This window comes from Wenzhouxiangella sp. 15190 (genome assembly GCF_003417465.1).
Taxonomy (GTDB): Bacteria; Pseudomonadota; Gammaproteobacteria; order Xanthomonadales; family Wenzhouxiangellaceae; genus Wenzhouxiangella.
Genome location: NZ_QVMV01000052.1, coordinates 23,598 through 42,411 on the forward strand (window position 1 = coordinate 23,598; position 18,814 = coordinate 42,411).

Here is an 18,814-nt window from a genome sequence, read left to right on the forward strand (position 1 = left end):
GCCGGAGTCAAACCAAGGGGGAGGGGACGGGCGCCGATGCTGAACCTGGATGCCTTCACGCTGGCAGTCGTGTCGGCGCTGGCGGCGCTTTTCATGGCCGTCACCATGGCCGGGATCTATTTGGCCGGCAACCGCGAGCGAGCGATCGCCGATTGGGCGCTGGCCGGGTTGCTGTTCGGTCTGGGCCACGGCTTGGGCAATCTGACCATGCTCGACATCGAGTGGCTGGATCGCCGCCTGTTACTGGCCCTGGTCAACGGCAGCGTCACCTTGGCCTACGGCATGTTGCTGCTGGGTGTTCAGCAGCACCTGGAACGGTCGCGCTGGACTTTGCCGGTGCTGGTTGCCGCACTGATGGTGCCGCTGGCGACCTGGCAGTTGCCCCTTATGTACCAGGAGCCGGTTGTCCGCATCGGAGTGCTCACCGCGCTATTCCTGGCCTTCTCCCTGGTTATCGCCACCGCTCTCTGGCGTGCCGGGGAGCAGCCGCTCAAGCCCTACCGACTAGCCGTGGCCGTCGTGATCTTGATCAACGCCTGCTTTCTGGTGGTGCGCGCCTTCTATATCTCCATGGCGGACAACCTGCCCATTGACCCGAATGCCGAATCGGTCCTGGTACCGGTGTTCTTCACTTCGGTATTGTTCTTCATGGCGCTTACGATCTCACTGTCGCTGATGCTTTTCCGGCGCAAGGAAGTGCATCTGCAGTTTCTGGCCCGGCACGACGCCCTGACCGGCCTGCTCAATCGGTATTCGCTCGATGAGTTTGCCGGCCGCGAACTGTCGCGAGCCCAGCGTGGCGAGCACGATTTGTCGCTAATCCTGCTCGATCTCGATAATTTCAAGCAGGTCAACGACGAGCATGGTCACGCCGCCGGCGACCACGTACTGGCCGAGGCGGCCGCTCGCCTTCGAGAGGTGATTCGTGAGGGTGATGTCGCGTTTCGGGTCGGTGGGGAAGAGTTTCTGGTCCTGTTGCCGGGGGCGGGGCCGAAGCGGGCCAGCCAGGTGGGTGAAAGGCTGAGGCTGTCTCTGGCCGAGCGGCCGTTTGAATTTCGCGGGCGCAGGATCGAGGTTTCCACGAGCGTCGGAGTGGTCAGCTACGATCCGCTTCGCGACGACTGGGAACGAATGTTGCGTCGTGCCGACCGGGCGCTTTACCGCGCCAAGAATGCCGGCCGGAATCGCGTCGAGATTGATTCGCTGGCGCAGCCTTCCCGGACTTTCTAGCCGATCAAGCTGCGCAAGAGCTCGGTTTTCTCCTTCAACAGCGCTTCATCGGCGCGAGTTTCCACGTTCAATCGGATGACCGGTTCGGTGTTCGACGCTCTCAGGTTGAAGCGCCAGGCGTCGAAGGACAGACTGATGCCGTCGGTGCGGTCGATGCGGGGCTCGTCGGGCGAAAAGTGATTCAGAATGCGGTCCATGACCGCCTGGGGATCATCGACGGTGAAGTTGATTTCGCCGCTGCAGGGGAAGGCGCGAATGCGTTCGTCGACCAGTTCGGCCAGAGACTTGCCGGTCAGGGCGATACGTTCGAGCAGAAGCAACCAGGGGATCATGCCCGAGTCGCAGTAGCTGAAATCGCGGAAGTAGTGATGCGCCGACATCTCTCCGCCGTAGAGCGCATTTTCCGAGCGCATGCGCTCCTTGATGAAGGCGTGCCCACTCTTGTTGACCAGGGCGGTGCCACCGGCGTCGGCGACTTCCGCCAGGGTGTTCCAGGTCAGCCTGGGATCGAGAACAATCTTCTCGCCCGGCGATTTCTCGAGCAGCTGGCGGGCAAACAGGCCAACCAGGTAATAGCCCTCGATGAAGCGGCCGTTGTGGTCGAAAAAGAAGCAGCGGTCGAAGTCGCCGTCCCACGCGATACCGAAATCGGCGCCGGCGTCGATGACGGCCTGGGCCGTTTCCTCGCGGTTTTCCGGCAGCAGCGGGTTGGGAACGCCGTTGGGGAAATCGCCGTCGGGCTCGTGGTGGAGGCGAACCACTTCCAGCGGGAGGTTTTCGGCGAGCGCGTCAAAAGCCGGTCCGGCACAGCCGTTTCCCGGATTGACCACGACCTTTGCGGCACTCAATTGGCTGGTATCGATGAACGACTTGATGCGTCGAACGTAGTCGTCGAATACCGACAGGCGACGGTGCCGGCCCGGCTTGTCGACCGTAATCGGCTCGAGGCCGTCGGCCAGCAGCGCTTCCATGTCTTTCAGGCCGGTATCGGCACTGATGGGGATGGCCTGTTCGCGGACCATCTTCATGCCGTTGTAATTGGCCGGGTTGTGACTGGCGGTGATCATGATGCCGCCGCCCACGCCGTCCATCGACGCGGCGTGGTAGACGACTTCCGTACCGCACAGCCCGATGTCGTACGTTTCGACGCCGGCGCGATTGAGGCCACGCGCCAGGGCGGCCGCCAGGGACTGGCTGGACCGGCGCATGTCGTAGCCGATGGCGACCGGTCCCGCAGGCCGTACCACGCGGGCATAGGCCTGGCCGATGAGAAAGGCGCGATCCTCGTCCAGCTGGTCGGGCACGCGCCCACGGATGTCATACGCCTTGAAGGGCGAGTTCTCGAGCGTGTTCATGCTTGCAAACTGCCGGGATGAGCAAGGATGCAATCCTAACGCAATGCCGTGCCCAACGTGGAATATCCTGCAACCGGTCGTCGCCGTCGCCCTTTATGCGCAAACCGGGGTGGCCGGCCTGGCCTCGGGACTGGCGGTCAATACCGCGCAGTGGCTGAGTCGGCTGGCCGGTCGGAGAGTAGACAGTATGCAGAGACCCCTGTTTAACGACCTTCGACCCAGTCGATCGCTGCCTGCAGCAAGTGACGGCTGTTTTCGAGATTCAGTTTTTGCTTGATGTTGTCCGCGTGCGCCTCGATGGTCTTGGTGCTGATGTTGAGCTTTTCGGCAATCTCCCTGTTGGTCCGCAACAGACCGATTTCCTCAAAAACTTCTGCTTCGCGCCGGGTCAGTAGCAGATCCCGGGGTTTCAGGCTCCCGGGTACCGGACATTTGTTGCATGCGTCTCGACCGAATGATCGCCGTGTGCAGTCGATTATGCGATCCAGGTAGTGTTTCAGTCTTGACTCGGGTGCACGTGCCGGGAAGAACCCGCAGGCATCACACTGGCGTATGGGCAAACGAATGCCGGCATGATTGCGTTCGGAGACCATCAGAATTCTGGGCTTGTTTTCCAGGGGGGGCAGGTGCGGAACGACCCGTGCGGAGAGTTCGCTGTCGAGCACCAGGATGTCGATGTCGCCACGTCCGATGGCGGCAACAGCCTCATCGATACTTTGAACGGCCAGTTCGACATCGTCATGTGCCAACTTCTGGAGCGTGTATTCGACACCCCGGGCGAAGATTTCGCTGTCGATGAGCAGGGATACCTTGATCGATGCGTTCGGCATACGCGTGGTTCGGCATTGAATTAGAAAGAACGCATAGATTATGCCAGTTGCATCTGTCACATAAATATCGGGGAATCCCCGATAGACAGTGTCGGTTTCTTTTGTCAATGATGCAGGGCAGTTCAATTGAGCGTCTCACTGGCCGGTTCGCCGGTCCGCGCCATACATCGAGCCTGTGTCGAATTGTCGAACGCGTGCTCCATGCCCGGGGAGGCCTGGGTTGCGCGGAGAGATCACGGAGTGTCGGTTCCGACGGTGAGGTTAGTGGAGTGAAACGCCGGATTCGGGGGTACGGATGCAGTCTTCCACTCACGATTGGTCAGGCAAGTTCGATGAAGCGAACGGGCATCGTTGTCCGGCCCCATCGATTCCCAGGTTTGCACCTTCCGACTGCATGCTGGGTGAAGTGCTCCGGGTTCTGGAGCACTCGCGCGATGGGGTCTGTGTATCGGTAGCCGAAGCCGGTCGAATCTGGATCGATCCAGAGCTTCGACAATATCGCGATGAAATCACATCGCCCGATGTGTTCTTCAAGGTGCCGGTCGGTGCGGCAGAGGTCGTTCATGAAACCGCTTCGGACGGAGCGGGTGCGCCCAGGCCGATCGATGAACTGCTCTATCGGACGGCCTACCACGGTGCGGATGGCGCCTTGCTGGATCGGTGCCAGCCCTACGACGTAATCGAACTCAAGTACTGGCCGAATTTCACGCGCCTCCCGCATACGCGTCACATGATCACGCTGTGTTCGCTGTTGTCGCGACGCCCCACCAGCCTTTCGTTTGCCTACCGGATGCTGAAGATTCCCGAGGCGGATGCATTGCGCTTCTGTAGCGCCGTCAATGCAGCCGGCTACACCAAGGTGGTGAGTTCGCAGCCGGCGAGCGATGCAGCCGGCCCCGGGAACCCGTCGGCCGATTTGAATGCTTCCGGAGCCTCGGGCAGCTTCTGGTCGAGATTGTTCGATCGGATCGCCGGGTTGTAGTAATGAACGATCAGTTGCACAAGATTCTCTTTGCCGGGCCCGTCGGCGCGGGCAAGACCACCGCCATCACCTCGGTCAGCGATTCGCCGGTGATTGCAACCGATGCTCAGGCCAGCGATGAGGTCGTTGAACGCAAGCAGACCACGACCGTGGCGATGGATTACGGCACGCTGCAAATCGACCCACAGTTGAACATTCAGTTGGTCGGAACACCCGGGCAGGAACGATTCGGATTCATGTGGGAGATCCTGTCCCGGGGGGCGATCGGCGTTGTATTTCTGATCGACAATGCGCGTCCGGAGCCGTTGGCCGACATGGCGTTCTACATCGACGCCTTCCGTACCCTGGTCGACAGACAGGGGGGTGCGGCGGTGGTCGGCGTTACGCGTAGCGACCTGGCGCCCAGCCCGGGCCTCGACCGATATCGTGAAGAACTGATCCGGATGGGGTATCGACTACCCGTATTCGAAGTCGACGCGCGCAAGCGCGACGACGTCAAGGTCGCTTTGCTGGCACTGGCCTCGGAACTCAACCCCACCACCTATTGGCGCCAGCGAGCATGACGCCCGTGTCACAACATTTCACTACGCGCGATTCCGTGCTCCGGCTCGATGGTTTCGGGGCCGGTTTCGGCGATCGGGTCATACTCGCCGAAATCGATCTCGAAGTGCCCGATAACGGCTTGATGGCACTGATGGGTCCGACGGGTGTCGGCAAGTCGACCTTGCTCCGGACCGTCTGCGGCGCGGCACAGCAGAACGCCAGTTTCAAGAGCTGGGGCGAGATGCGCTACCTGGCGTTGGTGGCCGGTGAGGCTGGCTGGCCGAGGCTGGTCATGCAGGATGCGCGACTGCTTGTGTCGACGGTCTACGAAAACCTGGTCAGTGGCCTGTCCAATCGTTCCCGTCTGACGCTGCCCGAGCAGCGCAAGGCCCTGACGCGCGTCCTGGAAGAGTTGGACAGCGACCGGTTCATGGGCTGTCTGGAGCAGTCCGTCGTGGAACTGTCTCTGGCCGATCAGCGTCTGATCGCAATCTTGCGCCATGTGCTTTCCGAGCCGGGCTTGTTGTGCGTTGACGAGCCGACAGTCGGACTCGACGAAGCCGGTTCCAGGAGCGTGCTCACGCTTCTGGCCCGCTACGCCGAGCAACGGCCGGTTCTGATGGCCACGCACAACCTGGCGCAGGCTGGTGATTGGGCCGACTACGTGGCCCTGCTTGTCAGCGGCCGCATCCGGGAACTCGCCCCGGCGGAAACGTTTTTCACTTGCCCGGAGACTGAGGCCGGCCGTGCATTCATTCGGCAGGGAACCTGTGCAAGCCCGAGCCCGGACATTACAGCGGAAGTGCTCGACGAAGACACACCGCCGCCACCGCCGCTACCTGAAAAGGCGCATCAGGCCATGAACGCCTGGGCCGGACCACGTGGTTTCGTCTGGCTCGACCCCGGCGAACTCGCCGGCACGCCGCGGCCCGGCGTGATCCACAACGTGGAGCAGGATCTCGATGCCCTGGCCCGCGTGGGCGTGACACGCCTGCTGACCTTGCTCGAAACACCGCTTGATTGTGATGCCGCCCTGGCCGAGCGCGGCATGCAATCAATGCATATCCCGGTCGACGACATGACAGCGCCGACGGTCACGCAAGCGGTGACTTTCTGTCGCCAGATCTGGCGCTGGATCCAACAGGGTGAGGTCGTCGCAGCGCACTGTCACGCCGGCCATGGCCGAACGGGAACGGCACTTGCCGCCTACCGAATATGGCAAGGGCTTGCGGCCGTTGAAGCCATCGAAAGCCTTCGCGCAATCGAACCACGCTGGATCCAGTCGCGCGAGCAGATCGAGTTTCTCGAACGATTCGAGAAGTTTACGCAATCGCCCGAGCATCGCCCCTCCGGCGAGCCCGGGTATGCGTGATCGGGTGTAATTCTTGCACCAGCACACACTACGACTACAACTAATGAGGAGGATTACCAATGTCCGATATTGATTCAGCCTTGCAACAGGCCATTCAGAGCATTCCCGAGTGCCTTGCCGCCGGCTATGTGGACCTCGAGTCGGGAATGCTGATCGGCATAAAGACAGTGGATTCGCATCCCGATGAAGTCATGGACATGCTGGCAGCCGCGACTGCTGAAATGTTTCAAGGGTCGAACGTGGTTGCAATCGAACGCATCTTCAAAAAGGCGCGTGGCGTGGAAGACGACGGCTCGCACTATTTCCAGGAAATGATCGTAAACAGCGACAACCTGATTCATTTTTTCATGCGGGGCAAGAATGCGCCCGACCAGGTGGCGTGCTTCGTATGCCGTCGATCGGCCAATCTGGGCATGGTGGTTACAAAGGCGCGTCAGGCCATGACCACCGTCGAGGCCGCGGCCTGAGGGTTCATTTTTAACCGCACACCAGTCGGCCCGGACTACCGGGCCGGACGAACATTTCCCAGGGACTTTCAGCCGTGAACGATGGAACTGCCAGTCAGTCGCTCCGGGACGAGCACCCCAGAGGGTCGCGGGTCCGCTCGATTCTGCGCGGACTCATGGGGTCGACCGCCGGCAGCGTCAATGCCGCGGCCGCCATCACCAGTGACGGCATGATCATCGCCTCGGTGCTCCAGGACGGTGTCGATGCCGACCGCTTCGCCGCCATGTCGGCCTCGCTCCTGGCCCTGGCCGAGCGGGAAATCAACGAGATTCAACGCGGCCGGTTACGCCAGCTGTTGATCGAGGGCACGGAAGGTGCCGTGCTGCTGGTCCAGGCCGGCAGCGATGCCGTTCTGGCCGTCTCGGCCGAGCCGAATGCCCTCATCGGCAAGGTATTCCTGGAGGCACGCCGCGCTGCCGGCAAGCTACAAGAGTGCTTGGCCGACGGGGAGTGAGGCAGACCATGCAAGTGCGATATCAGCAGCATCGTATCGAGGTGCGTGATGATGAGAGCCTGCTGTCGGCATTGTTGCGTCATGGTCTGCCGGTTCGCTATTCCTGTCGTGCCGGTACCTGCCAGACCTGCTTGATGCGTGCCACGAGCGGACGGCCGCCGGATGCGGCCCGACACGGCCTTCGTCCCGAGTTGGTCGAGCAGGGTTATTTCCTGCCCTGCAAGTGTCGGCCGACCGAACCACTGGAGGTGGAGCAGCCTTCGGTTTCGAAACTGTCGGCGGGCTGTAAGGTGACCGAGGCGAAGATGCTGGCCCCGGATATCCGCTGCCTGCGGCTGCGCTCGCACCCCGGAATCGATCCGCTGCCCGGTCAGCATATCCGGGTGATGCACCCCGATGGCCTGATGCGCTGCTATTCCGTGGCCAGCTTGCCACGCCGGGATGGTTATGTGGAACTCCATGTGCGCCGTATCGAGGGCGGCCGGGTCAGCCGCTGGTTGGTCGACGACGTGGCGGTGGGCGATTCCATTGATCTGCTGCCGGCGGCCGGCGAGCTGGTCAACCCGCAGCCCGAGGCGGACGGCGACCTGCTCCTGGTTGCCACGGGGACCGGGCTCGCGCCGCTGGCGGCCATACTGCGCGAGGCGCTCGATCGCTGCCGGGACGGGCGCATCCATTTGTTGCACGGGGTGCGACGGCGCGTGGATCTGTATGCCGATGCATGGCTGCGGGTATTGGAAGCCACTCACCGGAATTTTACCTATCTGCCCTGTTGCAGCGCCGAATCGGGCCGACAGGGCTGTTTCCACGGGCGCGTAACCGATTATCTGCGAGAAAGATTTCCCGCCGGGTTTCGGGGATGCGTTCTGCTTGCCGGGCGGCCGGATATGGTTGCCGAGGCTGCCGCCATTTGCCGTGAGCGTTGCAATTCGGTGGCGGTACGCAGTGACCCGTTTCATTTTGATCATGACGCTACGGTCGTCCCACCCTCCGGAGAAGACGAAAGGCGGGCGCCGCCACCGGATCCCGAGCTCTGGAGCAGACTGGGCAACGGCCAGGTTCTCCGCGAAGTGCTGCGCGATTTCTACGATATTGTCTTCGAGGATGAATACCTGGGGCCATACTTCGTCGGGGTGACCAGGCAACGACTCCGCGAGAAGCAGTACTCGTTTCTGCGCAGCCTGATGCTGGGAACGCGCGACTACATGGGCCAGCGGCCGCGCAATGCCCACCACTGGATGGTGATCCCGAACTGGCTGTTCGACTATCGGCTCTCGTTGATGGAGCAATGTATGCGCGATCACGGGGTGAGCGAACCCTGGATCGAGCGTTGGCACGTTTTCGAGACCTTTTTTCGCAATGACATTGTCAAGGATGCTCCCTGGCCCAGAAGGGTTGGCCATAGCGAAGTCCTGCTGGACGGCCTTGAACAAGCGAAACTGGAAGACGGCGGGCTGTGTGATTCCTGTGGGCGTGTTATCGAGCGGGGCGAGTCGGTCTGTTTCCACCTGCGCGAGGGCAGTCTCTACTGCGGTGACTGCAGTCAGACCGCCCCGGGTACCGAGTCATCCCGGACGGCCGTGTAACCGCCATGCAGTTCCGCAAGCTCGGGCTGGTCGATGGCGTATCCCACCGTGCCTGGCGAGCATTGACGCAGATCGACTCGGTGGCATTCCTGCATGTCGATCTGGAAGGGCGCATCCGCCACGTCAACGCGGGCGTTTCGCGAATTTTCGGATATCGGCTCCAGGAACTGATCGGGCGTCCCATCGAGGTGCTGTTGCCGGAGGAGCTGAGGGAGCGGCACGCCCGGTATCTGGCTGACTATATTACCCGTCGCGCCTCCGGGCGGATTCAGGCCTCACCGATCGTGCGTCGTACCCGTCATTTTCCGTGCGAATTGCAACAGCCGAACGGTGACTTCGTCCGTTTCACGACTGCGGATGCCGATGGTCGGGAGATTCCGATCTCTCTGACGGTCAACGAAGTTTATTCGGAGTCGGGCGAGCTAGACGGCTTCGTCGGCATGATCGTCGATTGCTCGGAAGAACACGCACTGCACGAGCGGCTCCGGCATCAGGCGCTGCACGATCAAGCCACCGGCCTGCTCAACTGGCGGGGGTTGCACGAGGCCGTCGTCGGGCTGGAGCGCAAGAATCGGCAGGCCCATCGAGACGGGGGATACACCCTCCTGCACGTGGATATCGATCACTTCTCCGCGCTGGCCTTCGAGTGCAAGGCCGTGGCCGACCATGCCATCGTTCTGGCCGCCCGCTGGTTGAACGCTCGTGTCGAAGCGTTGACCCCACCGGGCCGGGGCCTGGTGGCGCGGAATTTCACCGCCACAGAGTTCCTGGTTCATCTCGCCGAAACGAACCTCGAAGATGCCCTTTCGCTTGCGGAGTCACTGAGAGAAGAATTCTGCACGCTCAATCTTGGCACGGACATCAACCCCTTCTACACCACCCTGAGCATCGGTGTGGCGCGAGTGGATGTCGGCATGACCCTCGATTATGTCCTTTCACGAGCGTCCAATGCTTGTTACATGGCCCAGACCCGGGGTCATGACCGGGTCGTTGCGGCTGCCGAGCGCGACATGGAGATCTACGCACTGGGACACGAGGTCCGGCAGGCATTGCGGGCGGGGCGCATCCACGTGCATGCCCAGCGGCTGGTTCCGCTGAGACGACAATCTTCCGGCAGCAAATCGGAGCCGCTGTGTTTCGAGGTGTTGTGCAGGCTGCATGACCGGCATGGCCGGGTGATCGAGCCCGGCCGGGTGTTTCCGGCAGCAGAAAAGCTGGGCCTGGCCGTCGCACTGGATCTGCACATGATCGCGCGCGTGCTGGAGACATTCGATCGCTATCCGGATTGCCTGGCATCGCTGGAGCGCTGTTCCATCAACCTCTCGGGTATCTCCCTGTCCAGTATCCGCGCGATCGAAGAGATCCAGGGCCGGATCCGTAGCCACGGTGTCGATCCCGGGAGACTGTGCTTCGAGATAACCGAGAGTTCACGGATCCGCGACCGTCGTGTGGCGCTCAGCAATGTAGAGCAGCTACGGGCGATGGGTTGTCGCATCGCGCTCGATGACTTCGGCAGCGGTTACTCCAACTATCAGAGTCTCATCAAATGGCCGATCGACATCGTCAAGATCGATGGCAGCTATGTTCGCCAGATATTGAATGCCGGCCCGCTGAAGACGGACGTCGAGGGAATGATTGCTTCGGCAAAAGCCCGGGATATCGAGATCGTGGCCGAATACGTCGAGAACGAGCCGGTCGCCCAGATGCTTCGGCAGCTCGGCGTCGACTTCGCCCAGGGCTTTCGCTTTCACCGCGCCGAGCCACTGGAACAATTGTTGCGCAAGTTGGGTGATCGCCATGCCGGTTCGGTATGACATTGCGGAATGTGGTGCCGGCGAGCTTCATGCCGCGCCATGGGCGCGGCATGAAGGGGACTTCGGCTGGTCGTGAATCAGAAGCGCAGACCGATGGCGGTGGAGAATACCCACGGGTCGATGTCGGCCTGAATGCTGCTTTGCAGATCGACATCGAAACCGTCGCCGTCGACGGTGGTGGTGCTGAGCTCGGCGTCGGCCTCTATCTCGATCCAGCGCAGGTCGAAGTTGAGGAACCAGGCATCGTTGAGCGCGACGTCCGCACCCAGCTGCAGGGCCAACCCGAAGGAGTCATCGATCGTCATGTCGGTGCTGCCGCCGGCATAGTCGGTGCCCAGCGCGGCGTTGGAGGTGCCGATGATTCCTTGGTGCAGTGAATCGGTGGTCTTCTCGTCGAAGAACTTGGTGTAGTTCAGGCCCACCCCGGCATAGGGGCGGAAGGTCTGGTCCGGCAGAAAGTGGTACTGCAGGCTCAAGGTGGGCGGCAGGTGCTTGGTGCTGCCGAGCTTGCCCAGGTCGGACAGGGCGCCGTCGCCCTCGACGCTGTGGTTGAACGGCCAGGCGGCGAGCAGTTCGACGCCGATGTGATCGGTGGCCATGTAGGTGAGATTGATGATCGGACGCGTGTTCTCGTCGACGTCGACCTGGTAGTTGTCGAGTTCGATGCCCTCGAAGACCAGGTTCTGACTTTCGACATCGGGCGATACGTATCCCAGCCCGAGACGAACCAGCCAATCGCCCTGGGACTGGGCCAGCGCGTTGAAGGAGAACAGGGCCAGGATAGCCGTGAGCAGGAGTTTCTTGGGGTTCATTTGCATGCCTCCATCGGGGATACGGGTTGGTTTATGGAGGACAGTCTATGACTCCCCGCAGCTCGTGCAGTTGACCGGCATCAAGTTTGCGGAATTTGTCCCGTTCGGGCTGACGTACACCACTTGGTGATAACATTGATGAGCTTTCAAAGCCGGAATTGTTGACCCATGTTTGACCAGTCTTTCACTATCGCCGGATTCGACGAGGAACTGGCCTCCGCGATGCGCTCCGAAGAGCAGCGCCAGGAGGATCACATCGAGTTGATCGCCTCGGAGAACTACGCCAGCCCGCGCGTGATGGAGGCGCAAGGTTCGGTACTGACCAACAAGTACGCCGAGGGTTATCCGGGCAAGCGCTACTACGGTGGCTGTGAATTCGTGGATATTGCCGAGAACCTCGCCATCGAGCGCGTCAAGCAGCTGTTCGGCGCCGGCTATGCCAACGTTCAGCCGCATTCGGGTTCCCAGGCCAACCAGGCGGTCTACATGGCCCTGCTCAAGCCCGGCGATACGATCCTGGGCATGGACCTGTCCGAGGGCGGGCACCTGACTCACGGTGCCAAGGTGAACTTCTCGGGCCGGTTGTTCAATGCCGTGCACTACGGGCTGAACCGTGAAACGGGCGAGATCGACTACGAGCGCATGGCCGAACTGGCCCGCGAGCACAAGCCGAAGATGCTCATCGGCGGTTTCTCGGCCTATTCCCGCGTGGTCGACTGGGCCAGGATGCGTGAGATCGCCGACGACGTCGGTGCCTGGTTCATGGTCGACATGGCGCATGTCGCCGGCTTGATCGCTGCCGGCGTCTATCCCAACCCGGTGCCCCATGCGCATGCCGTGACCTCGACCACGCACAAGACCCTGCGCGGGCCGCGGGGCGGCATCATCCTCGCCGCCGGTGACGACGAGGATATCGTCAAGAAATTCCAGTCCCTGGTCTTTCCGGGCTGCCAGGGTGGGCCGCTGATGCATGTCATCGCTGCCAAGGCGGTGGCTTTCAAGGAGGCACTCGAGCCGAGTTTCCGCGACTACCAGCAGCAGGTCGTCGACAACGCCCGGGCCATGGCGGAAGCGATCATGCAGCGTGGCTACAAGGTCGTCTCCGGCGGTTCGGACAATCACCTGTTCCTGATCGACCTGATCGACAAGGACATTACCGGCAAGGATGCCGAAGCCGCGCTCGGCCGTGCCAATATCACGGTCAACAAGAACACCGTGCCGGGCGAACCGCGATCACCCTTCGTGACCTCGGGTCTTCGCATCGGCACGCCGGCGTGTACGACCCGCGGCTTCACCCAGGACGACTGCCGTGAACTGGCCGGCCTGATGTGCGACATCCTCGACAATTTGGGCGACGAGTCCGTCGAGGCCCGCGTCAAGGAGGCTGCCCTGGTGCTGTGTCGGAAGTATCCGGTTTATGGGTAGTTCAGTGTCAAGTGTTAAGTGTGAAGTGTTAAGTCCAGCTTTGATAAACGGGCAGTCGGAGTCATGCCTGCCTGGCTTCGTCGTTGGCACGCGACACTTGCAACTTAAAACTTGCAACTGACAACTTGCCAACATGTGGTGCCCATTCTGTAATCATACTGAAACCCGCGTGGTTGACTCGCGGCTGGCTTCCGATGGCTTCCAGATCCGGCGTCGGCGCGAGTGTGCCGATTGCGGAGCGCGTTTCAATACCATGGAAACGCCGGCGCTCAAGGCGCCCAATGTCATCAAGTCCGACGGTTCGCGCGAGGCTTTCGACGAGGACAAGCTCCGCCGCGGCATGCTCAAGGCACTGGAGAAGCGACCGGTGGAAACACAACTGGTCGAACGGGCCCTGCGCAAGCTGGTGCGCGAAATCCGCACGCTGGAGGAGGCCGAAATTTCCAGTCAGCGGCTGGGCGACTGGGTAGCCGCCGAGCTCTCTCATCTCGACCAGGTCGCTTACGTGCGCTTCGCCTCGGTTTACCGGCGCTTCGAGGACGTACAGGCATTCCGCGAGGAAATCGAAAAGCTCGAACGCGAAAACCCCGGCGTCATAGACCGCCGCCAGATCTCCCTGCTCGGCGACCGCGAAGACTGAACTGCTTCTCTTGGAACCACGGAATACACGGAATGACACGGAATTTGATTAAAAAAGTCATTTCAGTCTCCGTGTTTTCCGTGCCTTCCGTGGTTCCAATGCTTTTGTAGCGAGCGCGCCATGACCTTTACCTCAGACGATCATCGCTACATGGCCGAAGCCCTCCGTCTCGCGGAGAAGGGTCGGCTGACGGCCGATCCGAATCCGGCCGTCGGCTGCGTTATCGTCAGCGACGGCGAGATCGTCGGTCGGGGTTGGCACCGGGCGGCGGGCGAGCCGCATGCCGAGACCCTGGCGCTGCAGCAGGCCGGCGTCCGCGCCCGAGGCGCGAGCGCCTACGTCACGCTCGAGCCCTGCAGCCACCACGGCCGGACGCCACCGTGCGCGCAGAGTCTCGTCGAGGCCGGTGTCGCTTCGGTCATCTCGGCCATGCCCGATCCCGATGCAAGGGTGGCTGGCCGCGGCCACGATCGGCTCGCAAGGGCAGGAATCACGGTGCGTACCGGGCTGATGGAGCCCGCCGTACGCGAACTCAACCGCGGTTTTGTCAGCCGTCACGAGCGCGGCCGGCCCTGGGTTCGCGTCAAGCTCGCCGTCAGCCTCGATGGGTTCACGGCCGGGGGGGACGGCCACTCGCAATGGATCACCTCGAATTCCGCCCGCGCCGACGTTCAGCAATGGCGTGCGCAGGCTTCCTGCATCCTGACCGGTATCGGCACAGTACTGGCCGATGATCCGCGGCTGAACGTGCGGCTCAGCGGCTTCGATCGACCCGTGCCGCGGGTGGTGGTGGACTCGGCCGCGCGCTTGCCCGACGGGCTGCGCCTGACCACATTGCCCGGGCCGGTGATCGCGGCAACCTGCGTCGAGCCGCGCGCCATCGAGGGGGTGACGTGGTGGCAGATGCCGGCGAACCACGCGGGACGGGTCAATCTGACGGCGCTGATGGCAAGGCTGGTCGAACGCGAAATGAATACCGTCCATGTCGAGGCCGGCCCGACCCTTTCCGGCGCCCTGATCCAGGCCGGCCTTGTTGACGAACTGCTGGTCTACCAGGCGCCCTGCCTGATCGGGCAGGGCCGTCCGATGCTCGAATTGCCGGGGATGGAAAAATTCGCCGACCGCCTCCACCTAGAACGAATCGATCAGCGTCGTCTCGGCCCTGACTGGCGTTTTCTCTACCATCTCGCATCCTGATAGCACAGTCATGTTTACCGGAATCGTCCAGGCCGTCGGAACGGTCAACCGGATCACGCCCGTCCAGGCGGGTTGCCGCATGCGTATCGATTGCCCGGAGCTCGAGCCTGCCGGCTGGCGGGAAGGCGATAGCGTGGCCGTGGCCGGCTGCTGCCTGACAGCACTGGACATCGACGATCGGGGATTTTCGGCGGATCTTTCGGCCGAGACCCTCGAGCGCACCACCCTGGGCGGCCTGGATGAAGGCAGCCCGGTCAATCTCGAGCCCGCATTGGCGCTCGGCGATCGTCTCGGCGGCCATCTCGTCAGCGGCCACGTCGACGGCCTGGCCGAACTCATCTCCGTTCATGCCGCCGGCGAAAGCCGGGTTTTCCGGTTCCGCGTGCCGGATACACTGGCGCGCTTCGTGGCCGAGAAGGGCTCGCTCACGCTCGATGGGGTCAGCCTGACCGTCAATGCCGTCCACTTGAGCGAGTTCGAAGTCAACCTGATCCCCCACACCCTGGCCGTGACCACGCTGGGCCGGCTCGAGCCCGGCGATCGCGTCAACCTGGAGATCGACCTCCTGGCGCGCTATCTTGAGCGGCTTACAGGAGTTCAAGCATGAGCTTTGATTCGATTGAATCCATCCTCGACGACATCCGCCAGGGCCGGATGGTCGTCATGCTTGACGACGAGGACCGCGAGAACGAGGGCGACCTGATCATGGCCGCTCCGATGGTGCGCCCGGAGGACATCAACTTCATGGCCCGCTATGGCCGCGGCCTGATCTGCCTGTCGCTCACCCGCGAGCGCTGTCGGCAGCTCGGGCTGCAGTTGATGGTGCGCGACACCGACCGTCATCACCAGACCAACTTCACCGTCTCCATCGAGGCGGCCACCGGCGTGACGACCGGCATTTCGGCCTATGATCGCGCCCACACCATCCGTGCCGCGGTGGCGCCCGATGCGAATCTGGACAGTCTCACCCAGCCGGGCCACGTCTTTCCGCTCATGGCCCAGCCCGGCGGCGTGCTGGCCCGGGCCGGGCATACCGAGGCGAGCATGGACCTGTCGCTGCTCGCTGGCCTGGAGCCAGCCGGGGTGTTGGTCGAGATTCTCAACGAGGACGGCACCATGGCACGGCGGCCGGAGCTGGAGTCGTTCGTCAAGACGCACGGGCTCAAGATGGGTACGGTCGCCGACCTGATCCGCTACCGCATGAGCACCGAGCAGAACGTCGAGTGCGTGCACACCCAGACGGTGGGCACCGCGTACGGCGAGTTCCGGCTCAAGGTCTTTCGCGACCGCATCACGCAGCGCCTGCACTGGGCCCTGATTCGCGGTGAGATCGATCCCGAAGCGCCCTTCCCGGTCCGCGTACACGTTCCGGAACTCCTGGGCGATGTCATGGGCATTACCGAGCCCGGTTTCGGCATGCCGCTCGATGCCGTGCTTTGCGACATCGCGCGTCGCGGGCGGGGCCTGGCCCTGGTGCTGGGCTATGATGAGGACGACGCCGACCGGCTCGCCGGCTTGCAGGAGGGCGGCACAGGCCCGGAAGGCGGCGACCGCGGCCAGGCGGCCAACGAACTGCGCAGTTACGGCATCGCCGCACAAATCATCGCAGAGCTTGGCATCCGCCGCATGCAGGTCTTCGGCGCGCCGAAGCGACTGCACGCACTCGACGGTTTCGGCCTCGAAATAACCGACTACGTCGTACCCGAAGATGAGGGCTGAACGAAAGTCATGACCGACAAGCATCCCGCTGCCGCCGGCAGCCGCCTCGCCATCGCGGTTGCCCGCTTCAATCCCGACGTCACCAATCTGATGCTGGCCGGCTGCCGCCAGGCCTTGCTCGACGGTGGCCTTTCCGAGGACCGTCTCGAGGTTTTTGCCGTACCCGGTGCCTGGGAACTGCCGCTGGCCGCGCGCGAGCTGGCCGACAGCGGCCGTTTCGACGGTGTCATTGCGCTCGGTGCGGTGGTGCGCGGCGAGACAGCGCACTTCGACTTCATCTCGGCCGAATGCGCCCACGGGCTGCAGCAGACCCAGCTCGAGACCGGCGTGCCCGTGGGCTTTGGTGTGCTCACGCCCGAAAACGGCGAGCAGGCCATGGAGCGTGCCGACCCCGGGCGCAAGAACAAGGGGCGCGAGGCGGCGATGGCCGTACTCGACATGATCGAATTCAAGCGCCGGGTGAAGGCATGAGCCGTCGCCGGACCGTCAGCCCCTTCGAACCCCGTCGCCGTGCGCGTCGCCGCGCCCTGCAGGCGCTCTACCAGTGGCAGATCAACGATGACTCGGCCGCGGCCATCATCGACCAGTTCCGCGAGGAACAGAATTTCGAGGGCGTCGACGAGGACTACTTCGAGACCCTCGTGCGCGAGGTCGTGGCCAACCGAGAAGCGCTCGACGAGGCGCTCGGGCCACACGTAAGCCGTGTCGACGCCAGCCTCGACCAGATGGAACGCGTCATCCTCAGGCTCGGTGCCTGCGAACTCCTTCATCATCCCGAAACACCCTACCGGGTGATCATCGACGAGGCCGTCGAACTGGCTCACCGTTTCGGCGCCGAGCAGGCGCATACTTTCGTCAACGGCGTCCTCGACCACCTCTCGCGTGATGCCCGCTCCACCGAGCGCGAGCGTGCCGGCGGGGATGGGTGAATTCGAGCTGATCGATCGCATCCGCGCGCGCTCGCGCGCTGGATCAGGCGTGGTTGTCGGCATCGGCGACGACGCAGCGGTGCTCGCCCCCACACCCGGCCATGAACTGGTGGTCACCACCGACACCATCGTTCTCGACCGTCACTTCACGCCAGACTGGCCGGCCGCCGACGTCGGCCACGTCGCCGCCCATGCCAACCTCAGCGACCTGGCCGCCATGGGGGCAGTTCCACGCTGGGCCCTGCTGGCCCTGACCCTGCCCGAAATCGACGAGGCCTGGGTCGACGGCTTCCTCGACGGATTCCTGGCCGCGGCCGACTCGGCCGGGATGGCGCTGGTGGGGGGCAACCTGGCGCGCGGTCCGCTCAACATCGGTGTCCAGCTCATCGGCGAGGTGCCGTCGGGGCAGGCCGTCAGGCGCCGCGGAGCGCAGGTCGGCGACCGCATCGTGGCGACCGGCACCATAGGCGATGCTGCCGCGGCCCTGGCGTTGGGTGAAGGCGTGAGTTCCGGTCTTATGGCGCGCCTGCATCGTCCCGTGGCCCGCCTTCAGGCCGGTATGGCCCTGCGCGGGCAGGCCCGCGCCATGATCGATCTGTCCGACGGCCTGCTGGCCGACCTGGGGCATCTGCTCGAAGCGGGGCAGGGGGCCGAAGTGGACCTGGAAGCGCTGCCCGCCTCGCAAGCCCTCGAGGAGGCCGTCCCCGACGAGGTCGAGCGATGGCGGCTTCAGACCGGCGGCGGCAGCGACTACGAATTGTTGGCCGCTGTAGCGCCCGATGCGGATCTGGCGGCCCTGTCCGAGGCCGGTGGAGTCGCCATGACGGAAATCGGGCGGATCACGAATCGTGGCCGCATCGAGTGTCGATCCACGCGGCATGAAGTGCCGGAAGACCTCGGGTGCGGCTGGGATCATTTCCGCGATGACTGATCCCACCCGCACGCGTGAAGTCGCGCTGAAGTCGGTCGACGGTTTCCTGGCCTTCGGTTTCGGCAGCGGGCTCGCTCCCTTCGCACCGGGGACGGCAGGCAGCCTGGTTGCGGTTCCGCTGGCACTTCCGCTGGTCTTCCTCCCTGTACCGGCCGCCCTCGGCCTTGTCTTTGCGGCCTTTGCCTTCGGCATCTGGCTGTGTGGTCGGGTCGGACGGCGCCTGGGCGTGCACGATCACAGCGGCATCGTCTTCGACGAGTTCGTCGGCTTGTGGCTGGTCCTGATCTTTGTGCCCCTGCATTGGGCCTGGTGGCTGGCGGCCTTCGTCCTTTTCCGGATCTTCGATGCCGCCAAGCCCTGGCCCATCGGCTGGTTCGACCGCCGCATTCACGGTGGCCTGGGGGTGATGCTCGACGACCTGCTGGCAGCCGGCTTTGCGCTTGCCGGCCTGGCCTTAGCCGCGGCCTTGCTGGGGCGTCTCTGAAGAG

At 63.2% G+C, this 18,814-nt stretch carries 20 protein-coding genes; 17 read left to right on the top strand and 3 right to left on the bottom strand.

Features of this window, described 5'->3' with window-relative positions; all coding sequences use genetic code 11:
* Window positions 1-36: 36 nt before the first annotated feature.
* Window positions 37-1,230, top strand: a complete 1,194-nt coding sequence (locus DZK26_RS12680; protein ID WP_116899322.1) for a GGDEF domain-containing protein — start codon at window positions 37-39, stop codon at window positions 1,228-1,230.
* On the opposite strand, the gene DZK26_RS12685 is transcribed toward DZK26_RS12680, so the two are convergent.
* On the bottom strand, window positions 1,227-2,585 hold the full coding sequence (locus DZK26_RS12685) for a phosphomannomutase (RefSeq protein ID WP_116899321.1): 1,359 nt from the start codon (window positions 2,583-2,585) through the stop codon (window positions 1,227-1,229). The two genes, DZK26_RS12680 and DZK26_RS12685, sit on opposite strands and share 4 nt — an antisense overlap.
* Window positions 2,586-2,788: 203 nt before the next feature.
* Window positions 2,789-3,523, bottom strand: a complete 735-nt coding sequence (locus DZK26_RS12690; protein WP_147316870.1) for a response regulator transcription factor — start codon at window positions 3,521-3,523, stop codon at window positions 2,789-2,791.
* A gap of 286 nt (window positions 3,524-3,809) precedes the next feature.
* On the opposite strand from DZK26_RS12690, the gene DZK26_RS12695 reads away from it, so the two are divergent.
* The 7 genes from DZK26_RS12695 (at window position 3,810) to DZK26_RS12725 (ending at window position 10,673) form a co-directional block, all read left to right on the top strand.
* Entirely contained in the window at window positions 3,810-4,397 is a 588-nt protein-coding gene (locus DZK26_RS12695) for a hypothetical protein (RefSeq protein ID WP_116899319.1), read from the top strand.
* Between the two features lie 2 nt (window positions 4,398-4,399).
* A complete protein-coding gene (locus tag DZK26_RS12700; protein ID WP_116899318.1) occupies window positions 4,400-4,960 on the top strand; it encodes an ATP/GTP-binding protein in 561 nt (186 codons plus the stop codon).
* Window positions 4,961-4,965: 5 nt separating this feature from the next.
* Complete coding sequence (locus DZK26_RS12705) at window positions 4,966-6,312, top strand: ATP-binding cassette domain-containing protein (RefSeq protein ID WP_181918502.1); 1,347 nt, start codon at window positions 4,966-4,968, stop codon at window positions 6,310-6,312.
* Between the two features lie 59 nt (window positions 6,313-6,371).
* Window positions 6,372-6,779 carry a hypothetical protein gene (locus DZK26_RS12710; protein WP_116899316.1) on the top strand — a complete coding sequence of 136 codons (408 nt, stop codon included), beginning with the start codon at window positions 6,372-6,374 and terminating at the stop codon, window positions 6,777-6,779.
* 74 nt (window positions 6,780-6,853) lie between these two features.
* On the top strand, window positions 6,854-7,273 hold the full coding sequence (locus DZK26_RS12715) for a roadblock/LC7 domain-containing protein (protein ID WP_220337274.1): 420 nt from the start codon (window positions 6,854-6,856) through the stop codon (window positions 7,271-7,273).
* An 8-nt stretch (window positions 7,274-7,281) separates the two neighbouring features.
* A complete protein-coding gene (locus DZK26_RS12720; RefSeq protein WP_116899314.1) occupies window positions 7,282-8,859 on the top strand; it encodes a 2Fe-2S iron-sulfur cluster-binding protein in 1,578 nt (525 codons plus the stop codon).
* Window positions 8,860-8,864: 5 nt separating this feature from the next.
* Complete coding sequence (locus DZK26_RS12725; RefSeq protein ID WP_116899313.1) at window positions 8,865-10,673, top strand: EAL domain-containing protein; 1,809 nt, start codon at window positions 8,865-8,867, stop codon at window positions 10,671-10,673.
* Between the two features lie 77 nt (window positions 10,674-10,750).
* Here DZK26_RS12725 and DZK26_RS12730 read toward each other — a convergent pair whose 3' ends face one another.
* Window positions 10,751-11,485, bottom strand: coding sequence for an OmpW family protein (locus tag DZK26_RS12730; protein WP_116899312.1), 735 nt, complete (start codon window positions 11,483-11,485; stop codon window positions 10,751-10,753).
* A gap of 168 nt (window positions 11,486-11,653) precedes the next feature.
* Between DZK26_RS12730 and glyA the strand changes: the two genes are divergently transcribed.
* The 9 genes from glyA (at window position 11,654) to DZK26_RS12775 (ending at window position 18,810) form a co-directional block, all read left to right on the top strand.
* A complete protein-coding gene (gene glyA / locus DZK26_RS12735) occupies window positions 11,654-12,910 on the top strand; it encodes a serine hydroxymethyltransferase (protein WP_116899311.1) in 1,257 nt (418 codons plus the stop codon).
* A gap of 133 nt (window positions 12,911-13,043) precedes the next feature.
* Window positions 13,044-13,550, top strand: coding sequence for a transcriptional regulator NrdR (gene nrdR, locus DZK26_RS12740; RefSeq protein ID WP_116899310.1), 507 nt, complete (start codon window positions 13,044-13,046; stop codon window positions 13,548-13,550).
* Between the two features lie 120 nt (window positions 13,551-13,670).
* Window positions 13,671-14,747 carry a bifunctional diaminohydroxyphosphoribosylaminopyrimidine deaminase/5-amino-6-(5-phosphoribosylamino)uracil reductase RibD gene (gene ribD, locus DZK26_RS12745; protein WP_116899309.1) on the top strand — a complete coding sequence of 359 codons (1,077 nt, stop codon included), beginning with the start codon at window positions 13,671-13,673 and terminating at the stop codon, window positions 14,745-14,747.
* A gap of 10 nt (window positions 14,748-14,757) precedes the next feature.
* The gene (locus DZK26_RS12750; RefSeq protein ID WP_116899308.1) at window positions 14,758-15,354 is read left to right on the top strand and encodes a riboflavin synthase; all 597 of its coding nucleotides are present in this window, start codon (window positions 14,758-14,760) and stop codon (window positions 15,352-15,354) included.
* Complete coding sequence (gene ribB, locus DZK26_RS12755) at window positions 15,351-16,466, top strand: 3,4-dihydroxy-2-butanone-4-phosphate synthase (RefSeq protein WP_116899307.1); 1,116 nt, start codon at window positions 15,351-15,353, stop codon at window positions 16,464-16,466. Before DZK26_RS12750 ends, ribB begins: the two co-directional genes overlap by 4 nt.
* Window positions 16,467-16,475: 9 nt before the next feature.
* Complete coding sequence (gene ribH / locus DZK26_RS12760) at window positions 16,476-16,937, top strand: 6,7-dimethyl-8-ribityllumazine synthase (RefSeq protein ID WP_116899306.1); 462 nt, start codon at window positions 16,476-16,478, stop codon at window positions 16,935-16,937.
* Window positions 16,934-17,395 (top strand): transcription antitermination factor NusB, encoded by a 462-nt coding sequence (gene nusB, locus DZK26_RS12765; protein WP_116899305.1) that lies wholly within the window; start codon window positions 16,934-16,936, stop codon window positions 17,393-17,395. The genes ribH and nusB overlap by 4 nt, the downstream gene beginning before the upstream one ends.
* Window positions 17,352-18,326: a thiamine-phosphate kinase gene (thiL, locus tag DZK26_RS12770; protein ID WP_116899304.1), complete on the top strand. Its 975-nt coding sequence runs from the start codon at window positions 17,352-17,354 to the stop codon at window positions 18,324-18,326. The genes nusB and thiL overlap by 44 nt, the downstream gene beginning before the upstream one ends.
* Complete coding sequence (locus DZK26_RS12775) at window positions 18,319-18,810, top strand: phosphatidylglycerophosphatase A (protein ID WP_116899303.1); 492 nt, start codon at window positions 18,319-18,321, stop codon at window positions 18,808-18,810. The genes thiL and DZK26_RS12775 overlap by 8 nt, the downstream gene beginning before the upstream one ends.
* Window positions 18,811-18,814 lie beyond the last annotated feature (4 nt).

Coding starts and splice junctions, on each gene's coding strand:
- thiL (WP_116899304.1), top strand. CDS start 17,352: ATGCCCGCTCCACCGAGCGCGAGCGTGCCGGCGGGGATGGGTGAATTC.
- glyA (WP_116899311.1), top strand. CDS start 11,654: ATGTTTGACCAGTCTTTCACTATCGCCGGATTCGACGAGGAACTGGCC.
- DZK26_RS12695 (WP_116899319.1), top strand. CDS start 3,810: ATGCTGGGTGAAGTGCTCCGGGTTCTGGAGCACTCGCGCGATGGGGTC.
- DZK26_RS12685 (WP_116899321.1), bottom strand. CDS start 2,585: ATGAACACGCTCGAGAACTCGCCCTTCAAGGCGTATGACATCCGTGGG.
- DZK26_RS12725 (WP_116899313.1), top strand. CDS start 8,865: ATGCAGTTCCGCAAGCTCGGGCTGGTCGATGGCGTATCCCACCGTGCC.
- DZK26_RS12730 (WP_116899312.1), bottom strand. CDS start 11,485: ATGAACCCCAAGAAACTCCTGCTCACGGCTATCCTGGCCCTGTTCTCC.
- nrdR (WP_116899310.1), top strand. CDS start 13,044: ATGTGGTGCCCATTCTGTAATCATACTGAAACCCGCGTGGTTGACTCG.
- ribH (WP_116899306.1), top strand. CDS start 16,476: ATGACCGACAAGCATCCCGCTGCCGCCGGCAGCCGCCTCGCCATCGCG.
- DZK26_RS12775 (WP_116899303.1), top strand. CDS start 18,319: ATGACTGATCCCACCCGCACGCGTGAAGTCGCGCTGAAGTCGGTCGAC.
- nusB (WP_116899305.1), top strand. CDS start 16,934: ATGAGCCGTCGCCGGACCGTCAGCCCCTTCGAACCCCGTCGCCGTGCG.
- DZK26_RS12700 (WP_116899318.1), top strand. CDS start 4,400: ATGAACGATCAGTTGCACAAGATTCTCTTTGCCGGGCCCGTCGGCGCG.
- DZK26_RS12750 (WP_116899308.1), top strand. CDS start 14,758: ATGTTTACCGGAATCGTCCAGGCCGTCGGAACGGTCAACCGGATCACG.
- DZK26_RS12710 (WP_116899316.1), top strand. CDS start 6,372: ATGTCCGATATTGATTCAGCCTTGCAACAGGCCATTCAGAGCATTCCC.
- ribD (WP_116899309.1), top strand. CDS start 13,671: ATGACCTTTACCTCAGACGATCATCGCTACATGGCCGAAGCCCTCCGT.
- ribB (WP_116899307.1), top strand. CDS start 15,351: ATGAGCTTTGATTCGATTGAATCCATCCTCGACGACATCCGCCAGGGC.
- DZK26_RS12680 (WP_116899322.1), top strand. CDS start 37: ATGCTGAACCTGGATGCCTTCACGCTGGCAGTCGTGTCGGCGCTGGCG.
- DZK26_RS12720 (WP_116899314.1), top strand. CDS start 7,282: ATGCAAGTGCGATATCAGCAGCATCGTATCGAGGTGCGTGATGATGAG.